General features: G+C 60.4%; 24 protein-coding genes. 14 read left to right on the top strand and 10 right to left on the bottom strand.

The window, feature by feature from the left end; all coding sequences use genetic code 11:
• Window positions 1–44: 44 nt before the first annotated feature.
• The 6 genes from prfA to J2D73_RS06595 all read right to left on the bottom strand — a co-directional run bounded on the left by prfA (window position 45) and on the right by J2D73_RS06595 (window position 7,623).
• Window positions 45–1,103 carry a peptide chain release factor 1 gene (gene prfA, locus J2D73_RS06620; RefSeq protein WP_207880617.1) on the bottom strand — a complete coding sequence of 353 codons (1,059 nt, stop codon included), beginning with the start codon at window positions 1,101–1,103 and terminating at the stop codon, window positions 45–47.
• Window positions 1,100–2,413 carry a histidine--tRNA ligase gene (gene hisS, locus J2D73_RS06615; protein ID WP_207880614.1) on the bottom strand — a complete coding sequence of 438 codons (1,314 nt, stop codon included), beginning with the start codon at window positions 2,411–2,413 and terminating at the stop codon, window positions 1,100–1,102. The genes prfA and hisS overlap by 4 nt, the downstream gene beginning before the upstream one ends.
• Before the next feature lie 106 nt (window positions 2,414–2,519).
• Entirely contained in the window at window positions 2,520–3,680 is a 1,161-nt protein-coding gene (gene ispG / locus J2D73_RS06610) for a flavodoxin-dependent (E)-4-hydroxy-3-methylbut-2-enyl-diphosphate synthase (RefSeq protein ID WP_207880611.1), read from the bottom strand.
• A 201-nt stretch (window positions 3,681–3,881) separates the two neighbouring features.
• The gene (locus tag J2D73_RS06605; RefSeq protein ID WP_243429724.1) at window positions 3,882–5,291 is read right to left on the bottom strand and encodes a RodZ domain-containing protein; all 1,410 of its coding nucleotides are present in this window, start codon (window positions 5,289–5,291) and stop codon (window positions 3,882–3,884) included.
• The gene (locus tag J2D73_RS06600; RefSeq protein WP_207880608.1) at window positions 5,292–6,362 is read right to left on the bottom strand and encodes an NAD(P)H-dependent flavin oxidoreductase; all 1,071 of its coding nucleotides are present in this window, start codon (window positions 6,360–6,362) and stop codon (window positions 5,292–5,294) included.
• 7 nt (window positions 6,363–6,369) lie between these two features.
• Entirely contained in the window at window positions 6,370–7,623 is a 1,254-nt protein-coding gene (locus J2D73_RS06595; protein ID WP_243429746.1) for an aspartate kinase, read from the bottom strand.
• Window positions 7,624–7,954: 331 nt separating this feature from the next.
• Here J2D73_RS06595 and ubiG point away from each other — a divergent pair, with 331 nt between their 5' ends.
• From ubiG to J2D73_RS06535, 12 genes are all read left to right on the top strand, one after another.
• The gene (ubiG, locus tag J2D73_RS06590) at window positions 7,955–8,704 is read left to right on the top strand and encodes a bifunctional 2-polyprenyl-6-hydroxyphenol methylase/3-demethylubiquinol 3-O-methyltransferase UbiG (RefSeq protein ID WP_207880916.1); all 750 of its coding nucleotides are present in this window, start codon (window positions 7,955–7,957) and stop codon (window positions 8,702–8,704) included.
• Window positions 8,705–8,771: 67 nt separating this feature from the next.
• Window positions 8,772–9,197 carry a DcrB-related protein gene (locus J2D73_RS06585; protein ID WP_207880605.1) on the top strand — a complete coding sequence of 142 codons (426 nt, stop codon included), beginning with the start codon at window positions 8,772–8,774 and terminating at the stop codon, window positions 9,195–9,197.
• Window positions 9,198–9,266: 69 nt separating this feature from the next.
• Complete coding sequence (locus tag J2D73_RS06580; RefSeq protein ID WP_207880601.1) at window positions 9,267–9,680, top strand: PAAR domain-containing protein; 414 nt, start codon at window positions 9,267–9,269, stop codon at window positions 9,678–9,680.
• Window positions 9,681–10,291: 611 nt separating this feature from the next.
• Entirely contained in the window at window positions 10,292–11,167 is an 876-nt protein-coding gene (locus J2D73_RS06575) for a hypothetical protein (protein ID WP_207880598.1), read from the top strand.
• A 376-nt stretch (window positions 11,168–11,543) separates the two neighbouring features.
• Window positions 11,544–12,539 (top strand): porphobilinogen synthase, encoded by a 996-nt coding sequence (gene hemB, locus J2D73_RS06570; protein WP_207880595.1) that lies wholly within the window; start codon window positions 11,544–11,546, stop codon window positions 12,537–12,539.
• A gap of 123 nt (window positions 12,540–12,662) precedes the next feature.
• Window positions 12,663–13,397 carry an arginyltransferase gene (locus J2D73_RS06565; protein ID WP_207880592.1) on the top strand — a complete coding sequence of 245 codons (735 nt, stop codon included), beginning with the start codon at window positions 12,663–12,665 and terminating at the stop codon, window positions 13,395–13,397.
• A gap of 192 nt (window positions 13,398–13,589) precedes the next feature.
• Window positions 13,590–14,135 (top strand): HutD/Ves family protein, encoded by a 546-nt coding sequence (locus tag J2D73_RS06560; RefSeq protein ID WP_207880589.1) that lies wholly within the window; start codon window positions 13,590–13,592, stop codon window positions 14,133–14,135.
• Between the two features lie 236 nt (window positions 14,136–14,371).
• Entirely contained in the window at window positions 14,372–15,052 is a 681-nt protein-coding gene (locus J2D73_RS06555) for a winged helix-turn-helix domain-containing protein (protein WP_086642872.1), read from the top strand.
• A 182-nt stretch (window positions 15,053–15,234) separates the two neighbouring features.
• On the top strand, window positions 15,235–16,719 hold the full coding sequence (locus J2D73_RS06550; RefSeq protein WP_207880914.1) for a sensor histidine kinase: 1,485 nt from the start codon (window positions 15,235–15,237) through the stop codon (window positions 16,717–16,719).
• On the top strand, window positions 16,716–17,126 hold the full coding sequence (locus J2D73_RS06545) for a hypothetical protein (protein ID WP_207880586.1): 411 nt from the start codon (window positions 16,716–16,718) through the stop codon (window positions 17,124–17,126). The genes J2D73_RS06550 and J2D73_RS06545 overlap by 4 nt, the downstream gene beginning before the upstream one ends.
• Window positions 17,123–17,845: an SIMPL domain-containing protein gene (locus tag J2D73_RS06540; protein ID WP_207880583.1), complete on the top strand. Its 723-nt coding sequence runs from the start codon at window positions 17,123–17,125 to the stop codon at window positions 17,843–17,845. The genes J2D73_RS06545 and J2D73_RS06540 overlap by 4 nt, the downstream gene beginning before the upstream one ends.
• 268 nt (window positions 17,846–18,113) lie before the next feature.
• Complete coding sequence (locus J2D73_RS06535) at window positions 18,114–19,598, top strand: mannitol dehydrogenase family protein (RefSeq protein WP_207880581.1); 1,485 nt, start codon at window positions 18,114–18,116, stop codon at window positions 19,596–19,598.
• 22 nt (window positions 19,599–19,620) lie between these two features.
• Here J2D73_RS06535 and J2D73_RS06530 read toward each other — a convergent pair whose 3' ends face one another.
• From J2D73_RS06530 to moaB, 3 genes are all read right to left on the bottom strand, one after another.
• Window positions 19,621–20,325, bottom strand: coding sequence for an HAD family hydrolase (locus tag J2D73_RS06530; RefSeq protein WP_207880578.1), 705 nt, complete (start codon window positions 20,323–20,325; stop codon window positions 19,621–19,623).
• Window positions 20,326–20,450: 125 nt separating this feature from the next.
• Complete coding sequence (locus J2D73_RS06525; RefSeq protein ID WP_207880575.1) at window positions 20,451–21,029, bottom strand: DJ-1/PfpI family protein; 579 nt, start codon at window positions 21,027–21,029, stop codon at window positions 20,451–20,453.
• 43 nt (window positions 21,030–21,072) lie between these two features.
• A complete protein-coding gene (gene moaB, locus J2D73_RS06520; RefSeq protein WP_207880571.1) occupies window positions 21,073–21,603 on the bottom strand; it encodes a molybdenum cofactor biosynthesis protein B in 531 nt (176 codons plus the stop codon).
• Between the two features lie 206 nt (window positions 21,604–21,809).
• On the opposite strand from moaB, the gene J2D73_RS06515 reads away from it, so the two are divergent.
• On the top strand, window positions 21,810–23,414 hold the full coding sequence (locus J2D73_RS06515) for a carbohydrate porin (RefSeq protein WP_341535036.1): 1,605 nt from the start codon (window positions 21,810–21,812) through the stop codon (window positions 23,412–23,414).
• A 285-nt stretch (window positions 23,415–23,699) separates the two neighbouring features.
• Here J2D73_RS06515 and J2D73_RS06510 read toward each other — a convergent pair whose 3' ends face one another.
• The gene (locus J2D73_RS06510) at window positions 23,700–24,830 is read right to left on the bottom strand and encodes a type III PLP-dependent enzyme (protein WP_207880567.1); all 1,131 of its coding nucleotides are present in this window, start codon (window positions 24,828–24,830) and stop codon (window positions 23,700–23,702) included.
• A gap of 337 nt (window positions 24,831–25,167) precedes the next feature.
• Here J2D73_RS06510 and J2D73_RS06505 point away from each other — a divergent pair, with 337 nt between their 5' ends.
• Window positions 25,168–26,232 carry a YihY/virulence factor BrkB family protein gene (locus J2D73_RS06505; RefSeq protein WP_243429723.1) on the top strand — a complete coding sequence of 355 codons (1,065 nt, stop codon included), beginning with the start codon at window positions 25,168–25,170 and terminating at the stop codon, window positions 26,230–26,232.
• The last annotated feature ends 76 nt before the right edge of the window (window positions 26,233–26,308 follow it).

The raw sequence follows: 26,308 nt of genomic DNA, 5'->3' as shown, positions 1-26,308 counted from the left end.
ATTTTAGAGGACCATCCTTATCGGTCAGTTAAGCAGACAGACTTCTACAGTCCCTCAGCGACGAGCAGCGCAGCCTGCTCCTCCTGTGTCAGCGCGTCGACAATGTCGTCGATCTCGCCGAGCATGATCCGATCGATCTTGTGCAGCGTAAGGCCGATACGGTGATCCGTGACGCGCCCCTGCGGAAAATTATAAGTCCGTATCCGCTCCGAACGATCGCCTGTCCCGACTTGAGAGCGGCGGTCCGCCGCCCGCGTGGCGTGCAAGTCGGCCCGCTGCTGCTCATACAGCCGCGCCCGCAGAATCTTCATCGCCTTGGCGCGGTTCTTGTGCTGACTCTTCTCTTCCTGCATCGCCACGACGACGCCCGAAGGAATGTGGGTGATCCGCACCGCGCTCTCGGTCTTGTTGACGTGCTGCCCACCAGCGCCGGACGCACGATACACGTCGATGCGCAGGTCGCTCTCGTCGATCTGCACGTCGACTTCCTCAGCTTCCGGCAGAACCGCGACGGTGACGGTGGATGTGTGAATCCGTCCCTGACTTTCGGTCGCGGGCACACGCTGCACCCGGTGCACGCCCGATTCATATTTCAACCGTGCGAAAACGCCCCGCCCGGTGATCGTCGCGATCCCTTCCCTCAGACCGCCAAGCTCGCTCTCGTCATATTCCATGACCTCAAAGCGCCAGCCGCGCAGGTCGGCGTAACGCCGATAAAGCCCGAACAATTCTGCCGCGAACAACCCCGCTTCGTCGCCTCCGGCGGCGGGTCTGATTTCCAGAATTGCGCTGCGATCATCCGCCGCATCGCGCGGCAACATGGCCAGACGCACTTCCTGCCGCAGAGTCTCGATCCGATCCTTGAGATCATGAAACTCGGCTTCCGCCAGCGCCTTCATTTCCGGATCGGCCATGAGCATTTCGGCGTCGCGCGCCTCGCCCTGCGCGTCACGTAGCGCGTTGACCCGCGAAACCAGAGGCTCCAGTTCCGCATATTCACGCGACGCGCTGGTAAAGCCGTCGCCAGTCACGCCACTGGCGAGCAGCGCCTCAAGTTCTTCGGCCCGGGCGACGATGCGATCGAGCCGGTCGTCGAGACTCACGCGCCCTTCCCGGCTGATAGACCGGGCGGAAGGATAGCGCCGAGATATTCACGCACGGTCGCTCGTAGTGGAGCCTCGCCCAGAGTCTCGATCAGACGATCAACCGATATCTCGCTCTGCTCGCCAGAGGAGAGATCTCGCATCTGCACCACGCCTTTCGCAACTTCGGATTCGCCAAGAATCACGACATGGGAGGCGCCGACACGATTGGCGCGTTCCATGCGCTTCTTGAGATTACCGCGATAGGCCATCTCGCTCCGCAGCCCCGCATAACGCAGACGGGTCAGCACGCCGATAGCGGGCGCCTCCGCCGCATCGCCAACGGGAATCACTACGATAGGCGCTTCTTTCTCGGGCGCGTTTTCAAGAAGCATGGCCAGACGCTCTACTCCGCCCGCCCAGCCGATGGCTGGCGTCTGCGGACCGCCCATTTCGGCGACCAATCCCTCGTAACGGCCGCCCGCGAGCACAGTGCCCTGCGCACCCAGGCGTGTTGTCACGAATTCGAAGGCCGTGTGGCTATAGTAATCCAGTCCACGCACGATGCGCGGGTTCTCGACAAACGGCACGCCGAACGCCCCCAACGCGGCCCGAAGACCATCCCAGAAACGCTTCGAGTGATCGTTGAGGTAGTCGACGAGCATCGGGGCGTCTGGAAGAAGAGCCCGGTCCTCCGGAGCCTTGCTGTCGAGAATCCGTAGCGGATTGCGGTCAAGACGATCCTGACTGTCCTGTGAAAGTCTGTCGCGAAAGTTCGAAAAATAGTCGATCAGCGCCTTGCGCCAGGCGGCGCGGCTCTCAGGATCGCCCAGCGTGTTAAGCTCCAGCGTCACGTCGTCAGCAATGCCGAGCGCACCGAGAACGTCACGTCCCATGGCTATCGCCTCGGCGTCCGCCACCGGTTCGGCAGGGCCGATCAATTCAGCGCCGATCTGGTGGAACTGTCGGTAACGCCCCTTCTGCGGCCGCTCGTAGCGAAACATCGGGCCGGTATAGAACACCTTCTGCGGCAGAGACTGCGTCAGGCCGTTCGTAACGAGCGCGCGGCAAATGGCGGCAGTACCCTCGGGACGAAGCGTCAGGGACTCTCCGCCCCTATCGGGAAATGTGTACATCTCTTTCGAGACGACATCCGACGTGTCGCCAAGGGAACGGGCGAACACGGCCGTTTCCTCAAAGATCGGCGTCGACCATTCTTCAAACCCGTAAAGTCCCGTGACGGTCCGGGCGGTGTCGACAACATGCGCGTGACGACGCTGCTCCTCACCGATGAGATCATGGGTTCCACGGACGGGCTGAACGGCGCTCACTGGCGGGTCTCCGAAAGAGACGCCCCGCCCGCCGCGTTGTCGCGACCGACGGGGCGATGCAGGCTTTTGATATAGCCCCTCTCCATCCGAAGAGGGAATTTCAGACTTATTTCGCGGTCTCGAGGTCCGGAAGAGCAGCTTCGACGCCTTCCGCCTTTTCCTTGGCGGCCTCGGCCTCGATCAACGCGACGCGCTGCTCGACCAGATCGACGACATGATCGATCATCGAGCCTGAGGGCACGGTGTGATCCTGCTTGCCCGCTGAATAGACCATATGGCGGCCCGAACCGCCGCCGGTGACGCCCAGATCGGTCATCAGCGCCTCGCCAGGCCCATTAACGACGCAACCGATGATCGAAAGCGTCAGAGGCGTCTTGATATGCGCGAGGCGATCTTCAAGCGTCTGAACGGTCTGGATCACGTTGAATCCCTGACGCGCACAAGACGGGCAGGAAATGATCTTCACGCCGCGGTGGCGCAGGCCAAGCGACTTCAGAATGTCCCAACCGACCAACACCTCTTCTTCCGGTTCGGCCGAAAGGGAAACGCGCATGGTGTCACCCACGCCAGCCCACAGCAGGTTGCCAAGACCGATCGAGGATTTCACCGTGCCCGCACGGCGGCTGCCAGCCTCGGTGATGCCGATATGCAGCGGATGGTCACAAGCTTCCGCCAGCTGCTGGTAAGCGGCGACGGCGAGGAACACGTCCGACGCCTTCACGCTGATCTTGAATTCGTGGAAATCGTGATCCTGCAGGATCTTGGCGTGCTCCAGCGCGCTCTCGACCAACGCGTCGGGGTTCGGCTCGCCGTATTTTTCCAGCAGGTGCTTCTCGAGTGAACCGGCGTTGACGCCGATGCGGATCGAGCAGTTGTGATCCTTCGCCGCGTTCACGACCTCACGCACGCGCTCGGCGCTGCCGATATTGCCCGGGTTGATGCGCAGGCAGGCGGCGCCGGCTTTCGCAGCCTCGATGGCGCGTTTGTAGTGGAAGTGGATGTCCGCGACGATCGGCACGTTGACCTCGTGCACGATCTCCGCAAGCGCCGCTGTGCTTTCCTCGTCCGGGCACGAAACGCGAACGATATCGACGCCCGCCAGTTCGGCGCGGCGGATCTGTTCGATCGTCGCCTTGGCGTCGCTGGTCAGGGTGTTCGTCATCGTCTGTATGGAAATCGGCGCGTCGCCGCCGACGGCGACCTTGCCGACGTGGATCTGACGCGACTTGCGGCGCTCGATATACTGATAGGGCCGATAGCCACTCATCGTTCAATCCTCCTGTCGAGGTGAAGGCCGGAGCCATAGTCCGTTAAGAAGGCCGTCGAGGCTCCGAATCCGACAATCCGGCTCTTCCTGCCAAATTTGGCGCTTGATGGCCATAGAGCAAGCGCCGAACACCCATGCGGGCCTTCATAAAATGTCCTGCCGACTGTCAATACGTGTCGCCAGCACGTGTCATCACCTCAGTCAGGGACGATTCGCATCTCCGTCGACGGCAGCAGCAGCTGCGGGAGCGGCCACCCCCGTTCCGCGAAGCTGCATCGCGTTCAGTTCGTCCGCTGTCGGCTCGCGTCGTGCGGGCGGCTTCGGGGCCAACCGGCGAACCGGAGCCACCTGCGTCGGCGGATTTGACCCGCCGTCCGAACTTACTGGCGAAGCTGCCACCGGAGCGGAATCCCCCTCGGAGCTCAGAGGCGTCGCTCCGCTCGAAGCAGACGGAATCGGCTGCGCAGGCGTCTGACGAGCAGCAGTCGCGCCGGACGCCGGGACCACCGTGCCTGCGCCCGCCTCTGGAGAAGCCGCCACCGCTTCGCGAATTACGTCGGCTGACAGCGCGATATTACGGCGAACGGAGCCGTTGCGGCCAAGAGGCGGCGTCACGAGATCGCCAAGCGCCAACGTCACTCCGCCCGCATTGCCCGCCGTAAACGTGAACGGTCCGCCATCGGCAGGAGCGGACCATACGTCGCCAGACTGCATCACATGGTCATAGACCACTTTCCCGGCCCCATCGCGGACTTGCACCCAGCTGGCCGCCGAGGCCCGGATGCTCGGCGTGGAGAGGGCCGGAGCCGCCTCCGGGACGCCCGGAGCGGCTGCTTCAGAAGCACCCTGAGCAGAAGTAACAGCCGCGTCAGGAGGAACTACAGATGGAGAGGCTGCAACCTGCGGCGCACCGACTCCCCCATCCGGAGCAGCGGCATTCTCCTGTTGCGCAAACGGAGCAGGAACAGCCACGTGAGGCTGCCTGTCGGGAGGGAGAGGCGAAGGGCCGGACTGGGGCATCACGGAGGCAATCTGTGGCGACGGCGCCGGACCGTGCGCCATGCCGGGCAGCACGCTCGCAACCGGAGGCACCCGCTCAAGAGCGGTCGGCTCATGTCCGACCATGACATACCACCCAACATAGGCAGCCACTATCACCGCAATGCCAGCGAACACGATCGCCCCCGCCGGGACGCTGCGCTCGGGCGCGGGCACAGGAAACGCGAGTTCCGGCTGTCGCTCTACGCCCTTCGCGTCGCGTTTGAAGCGAGCGACGACCTGCTCCGGCGAGAATCCCAGAGCGCTTGCGTAGGTGCGCAGGAAACCGAGAGCGTAGGCGTTTCCAGGCAGCGCGTTCGCCTGCCCGCTTTCCAAAGCTTCGAGATAAGACAGACGAATACGCAACCACGCCGCGACGTCAGGAAGCGCCCAGCCCAGCTGCTCGCGGCGGAGACGCAACGCCGGCCCGACGCCAACGGACGCTACATCAGGAAGCGGCGGCGGTTGCGGCGCAGATTCAACGCCGTCGACGAGCGACGCGTCAGGCAACGTCTCCCCGACGCGCTGTCCGGCCGTCATCTTTTCGCGATCCGCAGCCTCCACCACACTCATTCAGTGCTCCCGCCCGCTGCTCCGGCGCATCAGCGACGTCACGGCCTGATCGATGAGGTCGGCAATGATCTCCGCCACAGGCTGGACTGATCGCACCATGCCCACCGATTGCCCCGCCATCACCGATCCGGTCTCGACGTCACCATCCACAACGGCCCGACGCAAGGCCCCGGCCCAGAAATGTTCGATTTCCAGCTGGGCCTCTTCCTTGTTGAACTCACCCGCCTGGAAACGCCGCAGCGTTTCCGCCTGATGATCGAGGAAACGCTGTGTTCCCTCGTTCACCAGACCACGAACAGGAATAACAGGAAAGCGTGGATCCAGTTGCACCGTCGTCATCGCGTCGCGCGCCGACGCGCGAATGAACGCCGCCTTGAAACGCTCGTGAGCAATGCTCTCGGAAGAGGCCGCAAACCGCGTCCCGAGTTGCGCGCCGGAGGCTCCCTGCTCAAGAAAACCGACAATGGCGTCGCCGCGCGCAATGCCCCCGGCGACGAAGACCGGCACGTCCGAAATATGCGGCAGAATCTCCTGCGCCAACACGGTCAGGGACACAGGACCGACATGCCCGCCAGCTTCGGCGCCCTCGATCACAAGAGCGTCGACTCCCATACGAATCAAACGCTTCGCCAGCACCAGGGCCGGAGAGAACGCGATAACCTGCGCTCCTCCGTCTTTCGCTGCACGAATTGCAGCCCCGGGAGGAATGCCGCCAGCCAGAACGATATGCCCCACCTTGGCCCGCAAACACACCTGAACCAACTCGTCGAGTTGCGGATGCATGGTGATCAGGTTCACGCCGAACGGCTTCGTCGTCAGAACCTGCGTCGCGGCGATCTCGGCCTCCAGCTGCGCCGGGTTCATCGCGCCGCAGGCGATCACGCCGAAGCCGCCTGCGTTGGAAATCGCAGAGACCAGATTGCGTTCGCTGACCCACGACATCGCGCCGCCAAGGATGGCGTAATCGACCCCGAGGAACCGCGCGCCGCGCGACCACAGCCGGTCGAGCTCCGCCCGCGCGACGGCGCGTCTTTGCGCGTCGTCCGCCGCCTCGACAGTATTCGCGCTCATGGCGGGCTCAGGCTGCGTCAAGGCCGTACGCCGTATGCAACGCGCGGATGGCAAGTTCAGTGTATTCGGCTGCAATGAGCACGGACACCTTGATTTCGCTCGTCGAGATAACCTGAATATTGATCGCGCGATCCGACAGCGTGCGGAACATCGTGTTCGCGATACCTGCATGCGAACGCATGCCCACGCCGACCACGCTAACCTTGACCACCGCGTCGTCGGTCAGCAGTTCGCCATACTGGATTTCGTGATGGGCGGCCTCCATCAGCGCGATCGCGCGCCCGAGGTCCGATTTGCTGGTCGTGAACGTCATGTTGGTCATGCCGTCCTCGCCCGTGCTCTGGACGATCATATCGACGTTGATGTTGGCTTCGGACAACGGGCCGAAAATCGCGGCGGCTATGCCCGGCTTGTCCGGAATGCGTCGCATCGACACCTTGGCCTCATCGCGCGAATACGCGATGCCCGTGACAAGTTCCTGTTCCACGATTTCGTCCTCATCCACCACCAGCGAGCCCGGCGTTTCGCCATCCGCAGTTCCCGCGCCGTCGGCGAAACTGGACAGCACCTGCACCCGGACCCGTTCTTTCATCGCCAGTTCGACGCTGCGAGTCTGAAGCACCTTGGCTCCGACCGACGCCAGTTCCAGCATTTCTTCGTACGTAATTTTATCGAGCTTGCGCGCCTTCGCAACGATCCGGGGATCAGTCGTGTAAATGCCGTCCACGTCCGTATAGATATCGCAACGATCGGCGTTAACCGCAGCGGCGATCGCAACGGCGGACGTGTCAGACCCGCCACGCCCCAAGGTCGTGACGCGCCCGTCTGGACCGATGCCCTGGAAGCCGGCGATCACAGGCACCTGACCGGCCCGCATGCAGGAAATCAGCGCGTCTCCGTCAATCGTCGCGATGCGCGCCCTGCCATGCGCATCATCCGTGCGGAGCGGAATCTGCCAGCCATGCCATGACCGCGCATCGACACCCAACGTCTGCAGGGCGATCGCCAGAAGACCACTCGTCACCTGCTCGCCTGTGGCCACGACGGCGTCGTATTCGCGGGCGTCGTGAAGCGGCGACAGCGCCTGACAGTAGCCGACCAGTTGGTTGGTGACGCCGGCCATCGCGGAGACGACCACGGCGACTTCGCGCCCGGCTTCAACTTCCGCACGAACGCGCTCCGCGACGGCGCGTATCCGGTCGAGATCGGCCACGGACGTGCCGCCGAACTTCATGACGATCCGGGGTGCTTTACGCTCCATAATAACGTCTGCTCCGTGCCCGCCGCTCACACGGCGATATCCGCTCGCGTTCCGGCCCGGAACTTCCGGCGCCGGAGCGAAGACGGCTGTCTGCTGTTGTTCGATACGACCGCCGTATCCCTGCCGCCGTCTTCGGAACCGGTTGCGGCCGGAGGCTGAACGCACCTATGTGGGTGGATTCATTCCCGACGCGGCGGCCATTGCGAAGGCAAGCGAGCGGCGTCACATAGACCCCGGCTGAACTTCCGTCCAGCCGCGACCGCAGAAGAAAAGGCGCTGTTCGATGCATCCTGCCCAAGAAGCACTCGCGCCGGATACCGGTCGCCAAGGAATGCACGACGACGATTCTCAGGTTACGGGCGCATCCGTCTCTCCGGAAGAGATCGCCCGCTTTGCTGCGATCGCGCGGGAGTGGTGGGACCCGCGCGGGCCGATGAGACCGCTCCACGCCATGAATCCGCTGCGGATCGGCTGGATCGACAGGCGATTGCCTCAGCGCGCCCGGAAGCAGGGGCGCCTGCGCGTTCTCGACCTCGGCTGCGGCGCTGGGCTGGCGAGCGAAGCTCTGGCGCGCGCCGGCCATGACGTTCTGGGTCTCGACGCGGCGAGCGAAGGCGTAGCCGCCGCCCGACGGCACCTCGAAGAAAATCCACTGCCAACCGGCTCAGGCTCCCTCGTCTACCGCGTCGGCAGCGCGGAGACGCTGGTTGAGGAAGGAGCTGCGTTCGACGCCGTTGTTGCGCTCGAGATCATTGAGCATGTGACCGACCCGGCCGCGTTCGTGGCGATGCTCGCCCGCCTGACCGCGCCGCAGGGCCGCGTGTTCGTCTCAACCATGAACCGAACGCCACGCGCCTTCGCGTTTGCGAAAATCGGCGCAGAATACGTCATGCGGCTGCTGCCGATAGGCACCCATGACTGGAAGAAGTTCGTCACGCCGTCAGAACTCGGCGGTTACGGCAGACGTGCAGGGCTGCAACTGGAAGCTATGGCAGGAATGACGCCGGATCTTCTTGGAAATCACTGGCGCGAGAGCCGTGATCTTGGGGTCAACTACATCGCATCGTTTCTGAAAGCCTGACTGGAATACCGTTTTATTCCCGCCCGCTGCGCTGTGCGGACGGGCGGCGCCTCGTTACAGTGGTGGTATGCGATACGTCTTTCAGGAAGCGGAGATCGATATTCCCGGCGAGTTCCGGGACAACAGCGTCAATGTAATTGCCGTAACGCTGGATGACGGCTCATCGCTTTCGATCACCGTCAACCGTCGCCCCTCCGGGCCGGACGACACGATCGAGCGGTTGATGGAGGCCGACCTCGAGTTCGCCCACGGCGAAGACGACGGGTTTGAGCGTCTATGGACGCGCCCACACACAATTGATGGCCGAACGGCGGCGATTGCGGCGCTTCGCCTCCATAGCGGAGATGGAGCGGCCGAGCAGAGAGTCGTTTACATCAAGGCGGAAGCAACCCTGCTCAAGCTCACGGCTACAGTCTCGAACGCCTTTACACAGCAACAACTTGCTGCATTGAACACAATCGCCTCCAGTTTTCGCTTTACCGTCGCAAGTTAAGGCTTCTCTGCGACGCCTGCGTCTCATAAACTATACGAATCAGGCACTCCTCGCCCTCAGGAGCACGCGATGCCCGCGCCACGTCCCGCCGCCCGCATACTCGACGAACATGTCTGCCCAATGTGCGACGGTCCCGTCCCTCATGTCGGAGGGCCGATCCTGCCGACCGGTTCGCCCAACGTTCTGATCGGAGGGATGCCTGCCGCTCGCGTTAGTGACCGATGCTTTTGCGTCGGCCCGCCTGACGTGATCATCGAAGGCGCTCCGACGGTGCTCATCAACGGCCTGCCCGCCGCTCGCATGCTGGATATGACGGCGCACGGCGGCCGTATTGTGACCGGATGCCCGACTGTCCTGATCGGCGACAGCGCCAGTTTCGGCGAGAGTGGCCCGCCGTCCTTTTGCGTCCCCTGCGCAATCGCAGCAGCAAAGGCTGGAACGCCGTTCTACAAACCGAGCAACACGGCCAAGAGTGGAGGCTGAACTCTTTTCGAAAACACGTGTCGAGTTGATCGGCGACAAGATCTGGATTGCCAATACTGGTCCATCAGCACGGGAGGATTGTCCAGCACATGCGCATTCTCGAAAATCCGCTCGGCTGTTACACGAAGTTCGATAAGCAAAATGTGAGTTTATGCGGTGTCTTCCTGCTTGAACCTTTATCTATGCATTACGCGGCCCGCACGCACCATACCGAAAGATCACTACAGAAAAACAACCTCAAAAATCTATATTTTTAAAAATTAAAACACACCGAGTGCATAACGACCACATTCATGATCGTGTCTCGAAATATCTTACAGTGACCGACCTTGCGCCAGATTGTGGTCTTGCGCGATTAGGAACCCCAGACGGTAATTCAGGTTGCCGCATCTCCTATTTCTCTCCAGCGACATCAAGGATACATCACGATAGACTAAAGCCGCGAGAAAACAAAAACGCTCTTGAAACATACCAAATAACAAGGCAGCCTCCTCACCACAGGACACCCACTTGAACACCACGTGTGTTTACGGTCGATTATGAAAGACTCTCAATTCCCTTTCCAATGCCCTAAGAAAATCATTCCAAAAAAGCCAACTGAGTAAATATTCATGAAATTCAAGAAGATTATATGGGCATATGTTTCTTTTACGATATCCAGCACTACGCCTGCTCTGGCTGCGCCAGACGAAACCGTCACTGTTTACGGCCTGTCACCGAAAATCGTGCTTCATGAAATCCGGAAAATGGCGTCGGGCCAATGGGACGCCCAACTGGCCCGGTGGGATTCGGCATTCTGTCCGGGGGTTCTGGGGCTGGACGAACCCTTTCAGGGCATAGTTCTCAAGCATCTGGACAGAGCCGCCCGCGCAGTCATCCCCGGATTGCCCGCTACCTGCAAGACGAAAAACGCGTTCATTGTCTTCAGTGAAAATGGCAGCGCCATGTTTGACGCAATCGACAAAGGCTTGCCCACGCTAGGCAACGGTTACGATTCAAGCAATGTCAGCAAGCAGGATTTCGAGCCGCCGGATCGTCGCATAGTCGCACAATTACGGCAGGACCGCCCCGTGCGCTGGTATCGCAGCACCAGCGTACAGTATTTCAATGGCGCCTGGGGAGACGCCTCCGCCCAGTCGGCGAAATTTGACGAGAAGGGAACTCTGCTCCGCACGACGTTTTCAATCGTGATCGTCGACCGGAATCTGGCTTCCGGCGCATCCTGGGGGCAACTTGCCGATTATGTGGCGTTCGTCGTGCTTGCCGCACCGGCGCTTGGCGAAAATTTCAACCAGAACTCGATCATGAGCCTGTACGACGAAGGACGTTTTCAATCGACGGCGCCATCGCTTATGACGCCGCTCGACGACGCCGTGCTCCGCGCCTTGTACGCCGCCAATCCAGCGCAGGATGCCCATGCCGAACAGACTCAGATCGCTGCGTCGGTCAGCAATGACGTCACGCTCCAGACCCGCGCAACGCATTAAGCGCAACGGGTCTTGGCCTTCGGGCTTACGCTAATTGCGCGAAAAAAATCACTAGATATCAATGCGCCACAACACAAAACGCCGTCACCTTGTTTTTTCGATGACTGGTCCTCCATTCAACAGACATGCAGCTACAAAACTAAGCGGCTTACTTTCGTAACCTAGTGGGCGCCGCCAACAGCATGCAGGCCATTACGCGCAGGATGACAGCCCATGGTCGTTCTGATGGCCTGCCCCTCTGCCCGCCCCCATTCCATCGCGCGACGAACCGGCCCATAGTCCGGCCGCTCACAGGTCGCAGCGCCCTGTGACGCGCCATGAATCATGCGGCCCCAGGTGGACGTCTCCCCTTGGGTCGCGCAGAAGGAGCCGCCGCATGTCCCTCGGACGTTTTCCCCTGACCCGCCTTCGCCGCAACCGCCATGACCGGTTCACGCGTCGGCTCGTGGCGGAGAACGCCCTGTCGGTAGACGATCTGATCTGGCCGATCTTCGTGATGGAAGGCGAAGGCGCAGTCACCGACGTTGTCTCCATGCCCGGCGTGCAGCGAGTCACGCTCGATCGGCTCGCGGCGCATGTGGAAGAAGCCGTGAAACTGGACATCCCGGCGCTCGCGCTTTTTCCGATCACACCGGCGGAATTGCGAGATGAGCATGGAACGGAAGCGCTCAATCCAGACAATCTGATGTGCCGCGCGGCGCGGCTGCTGAAGAAAGAATTTCCTCATGTAGGGTTAATCGGCGACGTCGCGCTCGACCCCTACACCAGCCACGGGCATGATGGACTGATCCGCGACGGGTATGTCGTCAACGATGACTCTGTTGCGATCCTTGCCCGTCAAGCCACCAATCAGGCTGCCGCGGGCATAGACATCATCGCGCCCTCCGACATGATGGACGGGCGTATCGAGGCTATCCGTCGTGATCTCGACCAACATGGGCTGATCGACACGCGAATAATGTCCTATGCCGCCAAATACGCCAGCGCCTTTTATGGCCCGTTCCGTGACGCGCTGGGTTCTGGCGGTCTGTTGAAGGGTGACAAGAAGACCTACCAGATGGACCCGGCCAACTCCGACGAAGCCCTGAGGGAAGTGGCGGCCGACCTTGCTGAAGGTGCGGACATGGTCATGGTCAAGCCGGGAATGCCGTATCTCGACATCATCCGCCGCGTTCACGAGCGCTTTTCCGTCCCGACCTTCGCCTATCAGGTCTCCGGCGAATACGCGATGCTGATGGCTGCCATCGTTAATGGCTGGCTTGATCGGGAACGCGCGGTGATGGAGAGCCTTCTGGCGTTCAAGCGTGCCGGCGCCAACGGCGTGCTGACGTATTTCGCCGTCGAAGCCGCCGAATATCTGCGTCGGGGGTGATGCGCCCCCAACAGGGAGTCGCATCATTGGCATTGAAACCCGAGGCCCGTTATCCCACTATTGTAGAGGGGAAGGCCCGCACAGGTCTCCAGCGTTCATAAAATCCGGGGGGAAGCGTCGATCATGACCTATTCATCGCGCCATCCCCAGTTCTTCTACACAACGGCACCCCTGCCCTGCCCCTATCTTCCCAACAGGATGGAGCGCAAGGTCGTCACGGATCTTTCCGGGCCTGACGCCGAAGCGTTACACGACAGGCTTTCCCGCGCAGGTTTCCGCCGAAGCCACACCATCGCCTATGCGCCGGTCTGCCACGGTTGCAACGCCTGCGTGCCGATCCGCATCGTTGTTCCTCAATTCCAGCCGGACCGGACGCAGCGCCGCATCATGCGGGCAAACGCCGCCATCGACGGTTTCGACGTGCCGCCGCATGGAACGCCGGAGCAATTCGCCCTTTTTCGTCGATATCAATTGGCGCGTCACTCCGATGGCGACATGGCGTCCATGAGCTTTAACGACTATCGCGCCATGATCGAGGACACGCCCATCAACAGTTTCCTCATTGAATTCCGCTCCGAAGAGGATCAGCTGATCGCTGTCAGCCTCGTGGACGCGCTTATCGACGGATTTTCGGCGGTATACAGTTTTTTCGACCCGGATCTCGCCAACCGCTCACTGGGCGGCTTCGCCATCATGTGGCTGATAGAAAAAGCCCGCGCACGCGGGTTGCCGTATGTCTATCTTGGCTACTGGATCGCGGAGAGTCGAAAGATGTCCTATAAATCGCGTTTCCAGCCGGCGGAGATTCTAACGCGCGGGCTGTGGCGTGCACTCCCTCCAACGTCCACGAGTCCCTGAAATTCATTTGAATTCATGCGCTTTCCACCGACTGCCACGCAACCGGCCGTATGGCGTGCGCTCCGCCGCAGCGCGACGCTAACGTTCCCCACCCAGACGGATACGAACGCCGTGATTCCCTGCAAAATAGCCGCCGGTGCGCAATGTCAATAAAATTGGAACGTTATCCAACCAAATGACAAACCCGTTCCGATGACCATTTTGCGCATAGACGAGATTGCAGCCTCGCCTTGGAAAAACGGAGGCGGCGTCACCCGCGAAATCGCAGTTGCTCGCGGCGACGGCGAACGCGTCCTGTGGCGCCTCAGCGTCGCAGACATTGCGCGAGACGGCCTTTTCTCGTCATTCGAGCAGACAGACAGAAGCATGGCGCTTCTGAACGGGTCAGGTCTGGATCTTACATTTTCCGATCCCGGAAGAATTCTCCCCCTGGATCGCCGCGGAACTATACTGCGCTACCCCGGTGCGCCGGGTCCATTGGCCCGGCTTCGCGCAGGTCCATGCCGCGCAGTCAATTTCATGAACTCGAAGGGCGCAGCGCCGATGGCGTTGACCGTGTGTCGCGAACCTGAATTTCATCGCAGCAGCCAGTTTATCCTGATCCCCGCCGTGGGGGCGTGGCTCGTCAACGACGGACAAGAAGTGGTCCACCCGGGAAGCGTATTCATAAGCCGAAACGGCTGCTCCGTGAGCGCTGCGGCGCCGAACGGCGATAACCTTGCCTACCTTCTGGCGTAGACGCATTGAGAGGCGGGCTGACTGACGTCGCACAACGCAACGGGGCGTCTCCGCCAGCATATCCATAACGTATATTTAATTCGACTGAATTGGCCGGGCGGGCCGAAAGGCGCGGTTTGACGCGCATCTTCCCGCCTGTCGCATGGCATGGCCGTAGCGTGACACAGCGGCGCCGCCACCTTACAATACCAACGTAAGGCCAGCACCGTGGCCGTCGACGTCGCCGGAGTATTTTTATGCGAATTCTTCTCGTCGAGGACGATCCGACTGTTCGGGGCTTTGTCAGCAAAGGGTTGTCTGAAACGGGGCACCTCGTCGAGCAAGCCGACAATGGCAAGGACGGGCTGTTTCTGGCGGTAAGCGAGAAATTTGACGTCGTTGTCCTCGACCGAATGCTCCCCGGCGGCATCGACGGCCTGCGAATTTTGGAAACGTTGCGGAGTCAGGCCAACGCGACACCGGTGCTGATTCTTTCAGCGCTCGCCGACGTCGACGACAGGGTGGCTGGCCTCAAGGCTGGCGGCGACGACTATCTGACCAAGCCGTTCGCGTTCTCGGAACTGCTAGCACGCGTCGAAGCTCTGGGCAGACGTGGCCGCAACGAGTCCGCGCCACAAACGCGCCTTGAGGTCGGCGGACTTGAAATGGACCTTCTGGCGCGCAGCGTGCGACGCGACGGCCAGAAGATCGACCTGCAGCCTCGCGAATTTCGTCTGCTCGAATTTCTTCTTCGTCATGCAGGACAGGTCGTCACGCGGACAATGCTGCTCGAAGGCGTGTGGGATTACCATTTCGACCCTCAGACCAACGTCATCGACGTTCATGTTTCGCGCCTGCGCCAGAAGGTCGACAAACCCTTCCCGCAGCCTCTTATCCATACGATCCGCAACGCCGGCTACATGCTGCGAGCGGAGTAGGCCCGATCCATGCGCGCCGTTCCCCACGAGCGTCCAGCTGATCGTCTTTCGTCGACCGGAGACCACTCGCGCGATGAAATGCGGGAGCGTCCCTGCCAGTGAGCGGATTACGCCTCCCCGTGCGCGCCTTTGGGCGCAATGAAACAAAGGCGCCATGGCGTCGACCGTCACTACGTGCCGCCTTGCGACGCACCGGAGGCTTCCGATCCGCAAGCGTGCGGTTCGCCATCGGTTACGCCGTGCTCTTCTCCGCATCCGCCGTGTTGTTTCTCTCGGTCATCTGGTGGGGAACCGCAGGGCTGATAGAGCGGCAAGTCGAAGCTTCCGTTGCGGCTGACGCCCGCGCTCTGTCAGAGCGCTGGACGGATGGCGGGCTGTCGGCTTTGGCCCTAACCATCGAAGACCGGCTTGAAGACAACGTCGATGACGACGCGATCTATCTTCTGGTCGATCCGCACGGCCAGCATGTCGCAGGCAACCTCCCGTCCTGGCCCGCCGACGTGGCGATGAGCAATGTCTGGTACCAACTTTCCGTCCGTCGCGCCGGCGCTCGTGGCGTGGCCGAAGTGCAGGGCTTCGATTTGCCCGGCGGTTACAGGCTGCTCGTTGGGCGCGACGTGCGCGGTCGGGCGATGTTGCGCAGGCTTCTGACAGACCTGCTCCTCTGGGCGTGGATCATGATTACTGCGCTCGCACTGGGTGGCGCATTGCTCGTGCGCAGCATGTTTCGCCGCATGATCTCCCAGATCGCCCGCACCACCACCGCCGTTGCGCATGGAGACATGACCCGGCGCATGCCGCTGCACGGCAGGGGCAACGAACTCGATGAAGTCGCGGAAGCGATCAACGAGATGCTGGATCGCATCGCGCGTCTGATGGACGGCGTGAAGCAGGTTTCCAACGCCATCGCCCACGATCTTCGCACGCCAATCACAAGAGCCAGAGCACAGCTCGAATACGCGGCGCTTCATGGTAAGGATGAGGTCACGCTCCGCTGCGCCATCGAAGACGGCGTAGCGGATCTGGACAACATAACTGCTGTTTTTGAAGCCCTGCTGCGCATCGCTCAGATCGAAGCGGGCTCGCGGCGATCCGCCTTCGCTTCGTTCGACCTGATTCCCGTGCTGCGTGACATCGCTGAACTATACGAACCAGCGGCCGACGAGCATGAAATCAAGGTCGTCATGCGGCTACCCGAACATCTGCCGTTCTACGGCGATCGCTCGATGATTCAACAGGCCGTGTCCAATCTTCTCGACAATGCCATCAAATTTTCTCCGCACGGCGGCTCGATTACCGTTGCTTCCGCAGTCGGTCCCAATCTTGGCATGGAGGGCGGCCCGGCGGGCCGGGTCGCCACGATTGCGATCAGCGACGAGGGAATGGGCATGAGCGAGGCCGATATCGCTCGCGCCTCCGATCGATTCTTCCGCGCCGATTCCGCGCGCAACACGCCGGGTTCCGGTCTGGGCCTCTCACTCGTTCAGGCGATCGTGCAGCTCCATGGCGGTACGATGCAATTCTCCCGGCGAGATCCGGGCCTTACGGTTCGTATGCAACTCCCGCTGCCAACTGCTCGCGGAAAGACCGTCGGCGCCAACATGAAGCAGGATTCACCGCAGCCACACTCTGGCGATAGCTCCCCGGTAGTAATTTCAGCACCATGAGACGCACATTTCTCTATGCGGTCGTCCCGACCCTTTCGATCGAACTTTGCGGAGCTGCGGTGGTGCCCGATCCGGCGTCGCCCGCAGAGCAGGTCGTTGCGGATCAGTCCGTTCCTGCTCCGGCGACGTCCACGAGCGATGCTGGAGCCATTGAGTCATCCGCGTCGGCGGGAGCAAGCGATGTCGGACACACGCCCCGTGAGCGCAGTCTGGCCATCACGTCGGACAGTCAGGCGTTCTGCACGCGTCTGGTTCACGCAATAGATTCCCACGGCCTGGACACATCGCGAGACGTGCAGGCCTTGCGAAGCGAGGGCGAGCAGCTTTGCGCCGAAGGCCGGGTGCGTCTCGGCGTCGCCCGCCTCAGAGAGGCTCTGGTCGCATTGAAGGAAGAAAAAGATCCATGATCAACCTAGAAAATAAATTGATTATCCAAAGAATTTTCACAAAAAAATACACCATCGCCATGGTCGGCTGCGCTCTTGCATTTGCCGGAACAGCCCCCGCCCAGGCCGAAACGACCGCTGCCGGAACGCAACTCGAACTGACCGGAACGGGGACCGTCGACGCAAGTCCCGATCGCCTCACCGCCACTCTCGTCGCCAGAGGAGTCGCGCCGGACGCCACGACCGCGCAGTCACGCGCAAACGACATTGTTCGCAAGGCCATGGCCGCCATCGCAAGCGTCGATGGAGTGAAAGGTGCGGCTGGCTCCTACTCTGTGTCGCCCCCGGGCGCGAATGACGCTGCAAAAAGCTGGGAAGCCCGACAGACGATCCACGTCGTCGCGTCCGGCGCAGATTCGCTTCTACCACTAGTCGGCCATTTGCAGGCTCAGGGGCTGCTTCTTGATGGACTCGGCTGGTCGCTCTCTTCGGCCCGCGAAAAGGAACTCAGTAAACAGGCAACGAAGCTCGCGCTTGACGACATGCGCGAGAAAGCTCGGGACGCGGCGACTGACCTGGGCATGAAGGTTGCCTCCATCGCCGAAATTTCCCTCGAAACGCCGTTCGGCCCACGGCCAGTCATGCTGATGGCGGCCCGTATGGTCTCCGCGCCGACCTCAACCCCGGAGGAGCAACACGTCTCTGTCACGGCGCGTGCGAAAATCATCCTCGGGCAGTAATTAAGGTCGGGCTGCGAGGCGCACACCAGCGTAAGAAGCGGCAACTTCTACTCTCCCGACACGTTAACGTGTAAAGTGCTGGTTGCTCCTTCATTCTGAGGGGGCGGTTTATGGCGACAACCTTGTGCGGCGGGCGGCCGCGCAATCTACGCTTGGTGGCGATTTTCGCCCAACTCAAGCGACCTCGGTTCGTGCCCTGCATCGGCCAGATCATTCGTCTTCTGCCGTGGCTGTCGTCAACAACAGATCACAGAGGAGAATCTCCGTTTTGAAATTAGGCAGGTCCAATTTTCAAAAGGCGCCCGACACCGTCTACAAACCCAATTTCGATCCGGCTCTGCTACGGCCCGGTATAGTTCACCTCGGCTGCGGCAATTTCCATAGAGCCCATCAGGTCACTGCGACGCAGGCCGCGATCGGAGCCATGGGCGCCGACGGGCTACAGTGGGGCATCGTGTCGGCGACCATGCGGCGACCAGAACTGGCGCTGGAACTGGTTGAGCAAGACAACCTCTACACCTTGCTCACGCGCGAGCCGAACGGCACAGTGGCGTCAATCATGGCCGCGATATCCGAGGCTGTGTTCGCAAGGGACACGCATTCGACGCTCGCCGCGCGAATCGCCGATCCGCGCACGAAAATCGTGACGCTGACCGTCACAGCCAGCGGCTACTACCTGACCGCGGACGGCTCCATTGACCCGGAAGCAGCCGACCTTCTCGCCGACCTGACAGCCAAATCCCCACGCACAGCGCCCGGCATACTGGTGCAGGCGATGTCTCTCGTCCGTGCGAAAGGCGGCACGCCGCCGGTTATTCTCTGCTGCGACAATGTGGCGAACAACGGTCGCACGCTACGACAGGCCGTCATGGATTTCGCGTCCTGGCGCGGAAACGACGAACTCTCGGCGTGGATCGGGGAGAATGTGCAGTTTCCGGACACCATGGTCGATCGAATCGTTCCGGCGCCCCTATCTGACGACAAGGACGACGCCAGAAGGCTGCTTGGCGGGCTGGAAGACTCCATTCCCATTTCGGCGGAACCCTGGTTCCAGTGGGTCATTCAGCGCTTCGACGGCCCGCGCCCATTGTGGGAAGCGCACCCCGGCGCACGGTTCGTCTCCGATGTCGATACATTCGAGCGCGCCAAACTCCAGATGCTGAACGGCGCGCATATGCTGCTCGCCTACGCCGGGGGTTTGGCAGGCTTGAACACCATCGCTGAAGCGGCGTCCGACCCTGCACTCGGCCCTGTCGTCGAGCGCTTCATGCGGCGCGAGCAGACAGCCGACGTCGACCTGCCGGAAGATACGCTCGACCGCTACGCAGCCGACCTGATGACCCGTTTCCGCAATCCCGGAATCGTTCATGAAGTCGAAAGGATCGGGCGTAACGGATCGGTCAAGATGGCCATGCGCGTGATCCGTCCGATGCGCGCCAATCTGGAGCGTGGCGAGCCCACGCCCGGAGCAATCCTCCTGATTGCAAGCTGGATTCGATGGTTCGCCCTGCACGAGCAGGAAGCGTTGGAAATCTCTCTGACCGACCCCCGCGTAGATCACCTGCGACAGATTTGCGCAGACGCTCGAGATGATCACATGGCTCAAGCCGAGGCGTTTCTCGCAATGGAGGAGGTGTTCGGCCCCCCCCTCCCCGACCATGAACGTCAGGTCACCGCAGTGGCGAAAGCGCTTGGCGATCTGACGAGACTGGAAGCGTCAGAAGTTCTGCGCAAGCTCGCGGCAACCGGCTAAAGTAAAGAAGTGCGGCGGCCCGTCAGGCCGCCGCGTGCTCTATGTAAGCCCTGACCACCGTAAGGTCCTCGACCACCGCCAACGCCTTTGCGCGGACGTCGTCTACCGGCTCGAGAAGATCGGGGACGATGATGACACGAATGCCTGCCGCCTGAGCCGCACGCGCACCGGAGTTGGAATCCTCCAACGCAAGGCAATCAGCAGGCGCCACGCCAATTTTTTCTGCTGCTGTCAGGTAAGGTTCCGGATACGGCTTTCCTTGAGACACGTCGTCCCGCGTAACGATCGCATCAAACCTCTCGAATAACCCTACAAGTTTCAGGTGATGATCCGTGCGGTAACGGCTTGACGACGTGGCGATCGCGCGGGGAATTTCAAGCTTGTCGAGAAGATCGAGTAGCGGCTCTACGCCTTTCTTGAGCGCGAGTTCACCCGCGTCCACCAAACCCCGCAGATGCTCCTCTTGAAGCGCGAAAAAACGCTCCAGAGGAAAATCCTCTCCATATGTTTCACGGACCAGCGCCCGGCACCCATCGGCCGGAACGCCAATCATGCGGCGGCAAAACGCCATGGGCATGTCGTGCCCGAGATCTTTCGCCGCGAGAATCAACGCGTCCATCGCAAGCGTTTCGCTGTCGAGCAGCAATCCGTCCATGTCGAAAACCACACCCTTGATTGGGTCCGGTTTGGTCGTGGTCAGATCGGCAAGACGAGTACGTTCGGTCATAAGCGCGCCCTTTCAATGACGTCAGGGGTATTGGGGTACTACACGGGTGCGGCGGAAAAGTTGCGTTCTCGCTTCGTCCCAGCCGCGTACGCTGTGCTGAGAAACCAAACCGACGCAACCTCGTCTCAGGGGGAAACGGTCGCGCCCAGCACCTTGAGGAACTGCGCCAGCCAGGCCGGATGCGCGGGCCAGGCCGGAGCTGTAACGAGTTGATCATCCGTGATGGCTTCCGTCACAGCGATATCTGCATAGGTCCCACCAGCCAGTTCCACCTCAGGGCGGCAAGCCGGATATGCAGAGACACGACGCCCTTTGACGAGGCCAGCTGCGGTAAGAATTTGCACGCCGTGACAGATACAGGCGATGGGCCTGTCAGCAAATGCCCTGACAAGCTTGAGCACATTTTCGTCAAGACGAAGATATTCGGGCATCCGCCCGCCTGGGACGACTAGCCCAATATAATCGTCTGTCGCAATCGTGGTAAAATCCGCGTTCAACGCGAAATGATGTCCCGGTTTCTCGCTATAGGTCTGCGCGCCTTCGAAATCATGAATGGCGGTGATAACCGTGTCGCCTGCCTTCTTTCCCGGCGACACAACGTCCACCTTGTAACCGACCATCGTGAGCGCCTGAAACGGCACCATGATTTCGTAGTCTTCGACATAGTCGCCGGCTAGCATCAACAGCCTGATTTCGTCGGACATACGCTTATCTCCTGTCGTTCGTATCTTGAGCGGACGCCTCGGCTCAACGTTCCTGCAGGCGCGGCATCAACTCCACGAAATTACAGGGCTGAAACCGACTGTCGAGTTGATGGACCAGAATGTCGTCCCAGCCGTCTTTGACGGCCCCGGTCGAGCCAGGCAGGGCGAAAAGATAGGTTCCTCTGGCGACGCCCGCGAGCGCTCTCGACTGTATCGTCGACGGCCCTATCTTCTGGTACGACAGCATCCGGAAGAGTTCGCCAAACCCCTCGATCCGTTTTTCCAAAACCTGCTCGAATGCCTCTGGCGTCACGTCCCGACCGGTTACGCCTGTGCCGCCGTTGGTGATCACCACGTCAATTTCCGGATCGTCTACCCAGCGCTCAAGGATCTGAACAAGGCGGACAACGTCATCAGGTTCGATCGCGCGATCCGCCACCACATGCCCTGCTTTCTCGATCCTTTCGACCAGCGTAGAGCCGGAGGTGTCAGTTTCGAGCGTTCTGGTGTCGGATACGGTGAGGACCGCAATTCTGACAGGAAGAAATGGTTTCGTGGGGTCGATCTGGGGCATGTCGGAGGATATTGATCCACAATTAAGGCACGTCAACCACGTGCAAAAATGTCACGCGACGCGCCAATTACCTTCGAAGCTGCGAATAGAGCCTGAATTTCGCTATGACACAAAATGATTAAATTGTAAGAAACTTATGCACTTGGGGTTAGCTAGAAGCTCCGATGAAACAACGAAAAGTAACAACAATTAAGAGTCCTCGTGCTATGCTAAATAAAAATAAAAATAGCCGCACTCGACGCTCAGCGAACGCTTTCCTTCGCTCCTTCTCTCCTGCGCCTTTGGCATGTGCAGGCTACCTTGGGCTGATCGCGCCCGTCGCGCACGCACAATCGGCCAGCCAGACGCCAGCGTCAGTGGCCGCGACGCCAACCGGTTCCGTCTCAGAAACAAAGACGGTCTCGAAGCCAGTCCAGCCAGTTAGCTACGCCCCTCCAGAGCCGCGCTCCCCTCGCCGCCGTCTCAGCGACGCCGATCTCCATCTTTACGTCACCCTGAACAAGCCGCCGCCGATGACCGGCTCTGACCGTCAGGGCCCGACGGAGATGCTGATGTACGGCAACCCGCATCTGTTCGGCGATTGGGGTGGCATACAGCCCTGGCTAACCAAACGCGGCATTTACCTGACTGCCGGCATCAACGAAGAGTTCATGGGCAACGTCACGGGCGGCAAGCAGCGCGCCTACTCCGACGCGGGCCAGGTCGCCGCAGAACTTGACATTGACTGGGATAAACTCGCTGGCATCAATGAGTTCTGGACGCATATGCTCGTCGTCAACGGCCACGGCAACAATCTTGGCCGCCTCATTGGCGAGAACATTGCGCAACCCCAGCAGATTTATGGCGCACGCGGAAACGTAGTCGCCCATCTCGTCGCGTTGTACGGAGAAAAAGGTCTGTTTCGTAACCGCTTGAACATCGCAGCGGGATGGATCCCGACAGGAACGTTCTTCAACTACGATTATCTGGCCTGTTCATTTGTAAACGTCACTACTTGCGGAAACCCCGCTCCCGGGAAATACGTGCCCGGCGGTCGCGACTGGCCGTCTGGCAATCTCGGCGCTGTCGTCCGAGTGTGGCCGAGTCGGCAAGTCTACCTGATGGCCGGTCTCTTCGCGGTCAATTCGAGCAGCAATTACAATGGCGGCATCTCGGGCTGGGCTTGGGCGCAACCGGGTCTCGGCAAGTTCTCGTCGCAGTTCGAGGTGGGCTGGCTCCCGTCGTTCGGAAAGAACGATCTTATCGGTCACTACAAGCTCGGATATTTTTACGACAACGCCCGTTACCCGCATCTCTACGAAGACATCAACGGGAACTCTTATCAGGCGACGGGCCTGCCGCGGCGATATCGCGCCGGTATGAATGTTGCGTGGTTTCTGGCTGACCAGATGCTTGTTCGCTACGGCAAAGGTCTCACAAACGGCCTGATCGCGTTCGGCGGAGCCGAGTATGCGAACGGCGCGACGGTCGCCATGCGTGATCACGCATGGATCAGCCTTCTTAGCGGAGGATCCCCGTGGCATCGCCCGCTCGATCAGGTCGGCATCATGTACCACCACTTTGACATGAGCCGTTCTGTCGCGCTGCAACAGGAGTCGTCTCAGGCCCTCGGGCTGCCGTACGTCTCAAATCAGTGGGGCGAGCCTTATGGCGTTCAGGGACATGAAAACGTCTGGGAAGCGTTCTACAGCGTGCATGTGCTGACAGGAACGTCGGTTCAACCTGATTTTCAGTACATTAACCACGTAAACGCCACGACCAAATTCCGTGACGCTGCGGTGCTCGGGGTGCAGATCAACACCATTCTGTAACGCGTGTCGCATTGCTAAAAAAGCAGGGCGTCTCCACCTTTGTGGAGACGCCCTTTCTGTATCCGCTGCTCGGAAATATCGAGCAATGCGTGACAGTAATCCGTCATAGCGCACGGTGGCTTCGACGTCGTAAGCTCATGACGGAGATGATTACTGCGTGAAATATCCCCTGAAAATAAGCGAGTGGTGCACGCAAAGCCCGGACCACAAATAAAAAAGGCGCAAGAGATGAATCTTGCGCCTATTCCTTTCCCCTCCCCACGTGTTGCAGGGAGATAAGCAAGGTCAGATATAATGCTCGGCCAACGGAGCGAAACCATTGAAACGAGTCGAGCAGTAGGTCGACACATACGCCCCGGTCGATAAAAGTTCGACGCGATCGCCAGCACTTAATGCGTCCGGAAGCGCGTATGGACTCCGCTCATACATGATGTCGGCCCCGTCACAGGTGGGCCCAGCGATGGCTACAGCCGATACAGCTCCACCATCATGTTGCGTGCGGATGTCGTAACGGATGGACTCGCCCTCCGTCTCCGCCAAACCGCCGAAGCGTCCGATATCGAGATACACCCAACGCGGACCGTCTTCGCGGCCACGGCGACTGACGAGCACGACTTCCGCGGACACAACGCCTGCAGCGCCGACGATGAAACGTCCCGGTTCGACCAGCATTTCGGGGAGCGCATTCCCGAAATGCTTGGTCATGGCGGAGCAGATCGCGTCGCCGAACTGCTCGATCTCCGGCACGTCATCGCGATAACGAATGGGAAACCCGCCGCCGAGATTCACCATACGCAGATCAAGGCCAGTCGCAGACAGATCTGTCACCAGCGAAGCCACACGAGCGATTGCGGCTTCGTAAGCGTCTGCCGACAACTGCTGGCTTCCGACGTGGAACGACAGACCGTACGGGTCGAGGCCCAATTCGCGGGCATGCAGCATCAGTTCATGCGCGCTCTCGACCGTTGTCCCGAATTTGCGCGAAAGCGGCCACTCGGCGCCATAATTGTCGACGAGCAGGCGGCAATAGACCTTCGAGCCCGGCGCGTAACGGGCAATCTTCTCCAACTCTTCAAGAGAGTCAAAGACATACAGCCGAACGCCGACAGCGAAGGCAGCCTGAATGGCGGACACCTTCTTTACGGTGTTGCCGAAGGAAATGTCGTCAGGGCTGGCGCCAGCGTCGAGGCAGAGACGAATCTCCTCCCACGAAGCCGCGTCGAAACGGGAGCCTAGCGACACCAACCGCTCAAGGATGGGGCGAGCGGGATTAGCCTTGACGGCGTAGTAGATCAGGGCGAGCGGAAGCGCGCCCTGCAGGCGACGAAAACGATCCTCAACCTCATCAACGTCGACGACCAGGCAAGGCGTAGCGGGCTGCTCGTCGGCGAGGAATTGTGAAATTTTGGGTGTCATCGCACTTTAATCCCTGTCTGGACCTGCAATTTGATGCAGGTGAGTTGCGAAACGGTCTAACGGACCAGCGACCAAAAACGAGCTCCATCCAGGAGCCCCGATTGCCAGAACGCTTGACGTCGTTGCGTAACCTCAGTGGGCCAGTGGCACGTGCGTTGTTGCGTGGGACGCGCATATGGGGCCAAACAGCCCCCAACGCAACAGGATTTTTATGAAATTCGAAAAAAACTGGCGAAGACGATAATAACCCTTATAATAGCTGGAGATTATTGAATTTTTTAAGACACCTTCATCTGTGCGGCCGGGCTATATGGATCGCCGCTCCAAGCGAGGCTCCTTGACCTTAACTCCCCCTATCGAAAACTCCATTCAAGACACGCCTCACGGCGATTCCGATGTGCGACTGACCGACGACATGGTTCAGCCTAACGTCGATAGTGCAGCACATGGCGAGGTGCCGCAGGTTATGGAGCCCGTCCCCTCGCCGCTTGCACTGACAAAACGGCAATGGGCCTGGGCAGCCAAGGCTACGGTAAAAGCGCTGCTCTCCGGTCCGACCACCCTAGTCTCCGCCGGTTGCGCTTTTTATACGACTCTCGCACTCTTTCCTTCGATCAGCATTCTGATTTCCATCTACGGATTGGCGTTCGACGTTCAAAGCGTCGCGACACAGCTCAATACTGTAAGGCGCCTGCTCCCGCCCGCCGCGTTCACGCTTATTGAGGACCGGATTCAAATTCTCGTATCGGAGCCACACAGCTCCCTTACGCTCAATCTTCTGATCTCAACGCTAATCGCGCTCTGGTCCGCCTCCGCTGGCGTGAAAGCAATCCTTTCTTCCCTGAACATTGCCTATGACGCTGAAGAAAAGCGTGGATTTCTGGCCTTTCAGGCTCTTGCGCTAGGGATGACGCTCGCGTCGACGATCGGTGTCTGCCTCAGCGTGGCGATCCTTGTTGCGATCCCCGTTGCACTCAAATACCTGCCCGCACTTTTACTGATCGATCCACCAGCAGGGTCTATCGAATTCGCCGTGCGTATGAGCGGGCTTGGAGTCATGACCGCCTTTATGACCACGACCCTCATGGCGCTCTATCGCTTCGGCCCGAGCCGTACGCATGCGCAATGGCGTTGGGTCGCCCCCGGCGCCGTGATCAGCACGGTCTTGTGGATCGTGTCGGCCTCGGGGTTTTCCTATTATGTGGCGCACCTCGCCAACTACACGAGCACCTATGGGCCGCTCGGAGCCGTAGTGGCGATTATGATGTGGTTCTTCGTCAGCGCCTGGGTTGTTTTGCTGGGTGCGGAGCTGAACGCCGAACTTGAAGCATTTTCATTGTCGTCCGGACCTCGCAAGGTCGGCCCCGGCGACACCCGCCTACACGGTGGGCGCAAAATCTGAATCCGCCCTACAGTGAGATGCCTGCATCGCCCCTGAGAGATTTCGGACCAGGTCCATCGTCATTTATCTCGCCCAT

The sequence above is a fragment of the Acetobacter sacchari genome, assembly GCF_017377715.1.
In the GTDB taxonomy this organism is placed as follows: Bacteria; Pseudomonadota; Alphaproteobacteria; order Acetobacterales; family Acetobacteraceae; genus Acetobacter; species Acetobacter sacchari.
The sequence above is the reverse complement of the archived record's forward strand: the minus strand, read 5'-3'. Positions and strand labels throughout refer to the sequence as shown.

What these genes read in the sequence shown, in the direction of transcription:
- J2D73_RS06530 (WP_207880578.1), bottom strand. Translation starts at nt 20,325, where the DNA reads ATGACCGAACGTACTCGTCTTGCCGATCTGACCACGACCAAACCGGAC.
- J2D73_RS06600 (WP_207880608.1), bottom strand. Translation starts at nt 6,362, where the DNA reads ATGAGCGCGAATACTGTCGAGGCGGCGGACGACGCGCAAAGACGCGCC.
- J2D73_RS06585 (WP_207880605.1), top strand. Translation starts at nt 8,772, where the DNA reads ATGCGATACGTCTTTCAGGAAGCGGAGATCGATATTCCCGGCGAGTTC.
- J2D73_RS06565 (WP_207880592.1), top strand. Translation starts at nt 12,663, where the DNA reads ATGACCTATTCATCGCGCCATCCCCAGTTCTTCTACACAACGGCACCC.
- J2D73_RS06595 (WP_243429746.1), bottom strand. Translation starts at nt 7,623, where the DNA reads ATGGAGCGTAAAGCACCCCGGATCGTCATGAAGTTCGGCGGCACGTCC.
- J2D73_RS06605 (WP_243429724.1), bottom strand. Translation starts at nt 5,291, where the DNA reads ATGAGTGTGGTGGAGGCTGCGGATCGCGAAAAGATGACGGCCGGACAG.
- J2D73_RS06515 (WP_341535036.1), top strand. Translation starts at nt 21,810, where the DNA reads ATGCTAAATAAAAATAAAAATAGCCGCACTCGACGCTCAGCGAACGCT.
- J2D73_RS06560 (WP_207880589.1), top strand. Translation starts at nt 13,590, where the DNA reads ATGACCATTTTGCGCATAGACGAGATTGCAGCCTCGCCTTGGAAAAAC.
- J2D73_RS06580 (WP_207880601.1), top strand. Translation starts at nt 9,267, where the DNA reads ATGCCCGCGCCACGTCCCGCCGCCCGCATACTCGACGAACATGTCTGC.
- J2D73_RS06510 (WP_207880567.1), bottom strand. Translation starts at nt 24,830, where the DNA reads ATGACACCCAAAATTTCACAATTCCTCGCCGACGAGCAGCCCGCTACG.
- ispG (WP_207880611.1), bottom strand. Translation starts at nt 3,680, where the DNA reads ATGAGTGGCTATCGGCCCTATCAGTATATCGAGCGCCGCAAGTCGCGT.
- hemB (WP_207880595.1), top strand. Translation starts at nt 11,544, where the DNA reads ATGTCCCTCGGACGTTTTCCCCTGACCCGCCTTCGCCGCAACCGCCAT.
- J2D73_RS06555 (WP_086642872.1), top strand. Translation starts at nt 14,372, where the DNA reads ATGCGAATTCTTCTCGTCGAGGACGATCCGACTGTTCGGGGCTTTGTC.
- J2D73_RS06545 (WP_207880586.1), top strand. Translation starts at nt 16,716, where the DNA reads ATGAGACGCACATTTCTCTATGCGGTCGTCCCGACCCTTTCGATCGAA.
- moaB (WP_207880571.1), bottom strand. Translation starts at nt 21,603, where the DNA reads ATGCCCCAGATCGACCCCACGAAACCATTTCTTCCTGTCAGAATTGCG.
- J2D73_RS06575 (WP_207880598.1), top strand. Translation starts at nt 10,292, where the DNA reads ATGAAATTCAAGAAGATTATATGGGCATATGTTTCTTTTACGATATCC.
- J2D73_RS06525 (WP_207880575.1), bottom strand. Translation starts at nt 21,029, where the DNA reads ATGTCCGACGAAATCAGGCTGTTGATGCTAGCCGGCGACTATGTCGAA.
- ubiG (WP_207880916.1), top strand. Translation starts at nt 7,955, where the DNA reads ATGCACGACGACGATTCTCAGGTTACGGGCGCATCCGTCTCTCCGGAA.
- J2D73_RS06540 (WP_207880583.1), top strand. Translation starts at nt 17,123, where the DNA reads ATGATCAACCTAGAAAATAAATTGATTATCCAAAGAATTTTCACAAAA.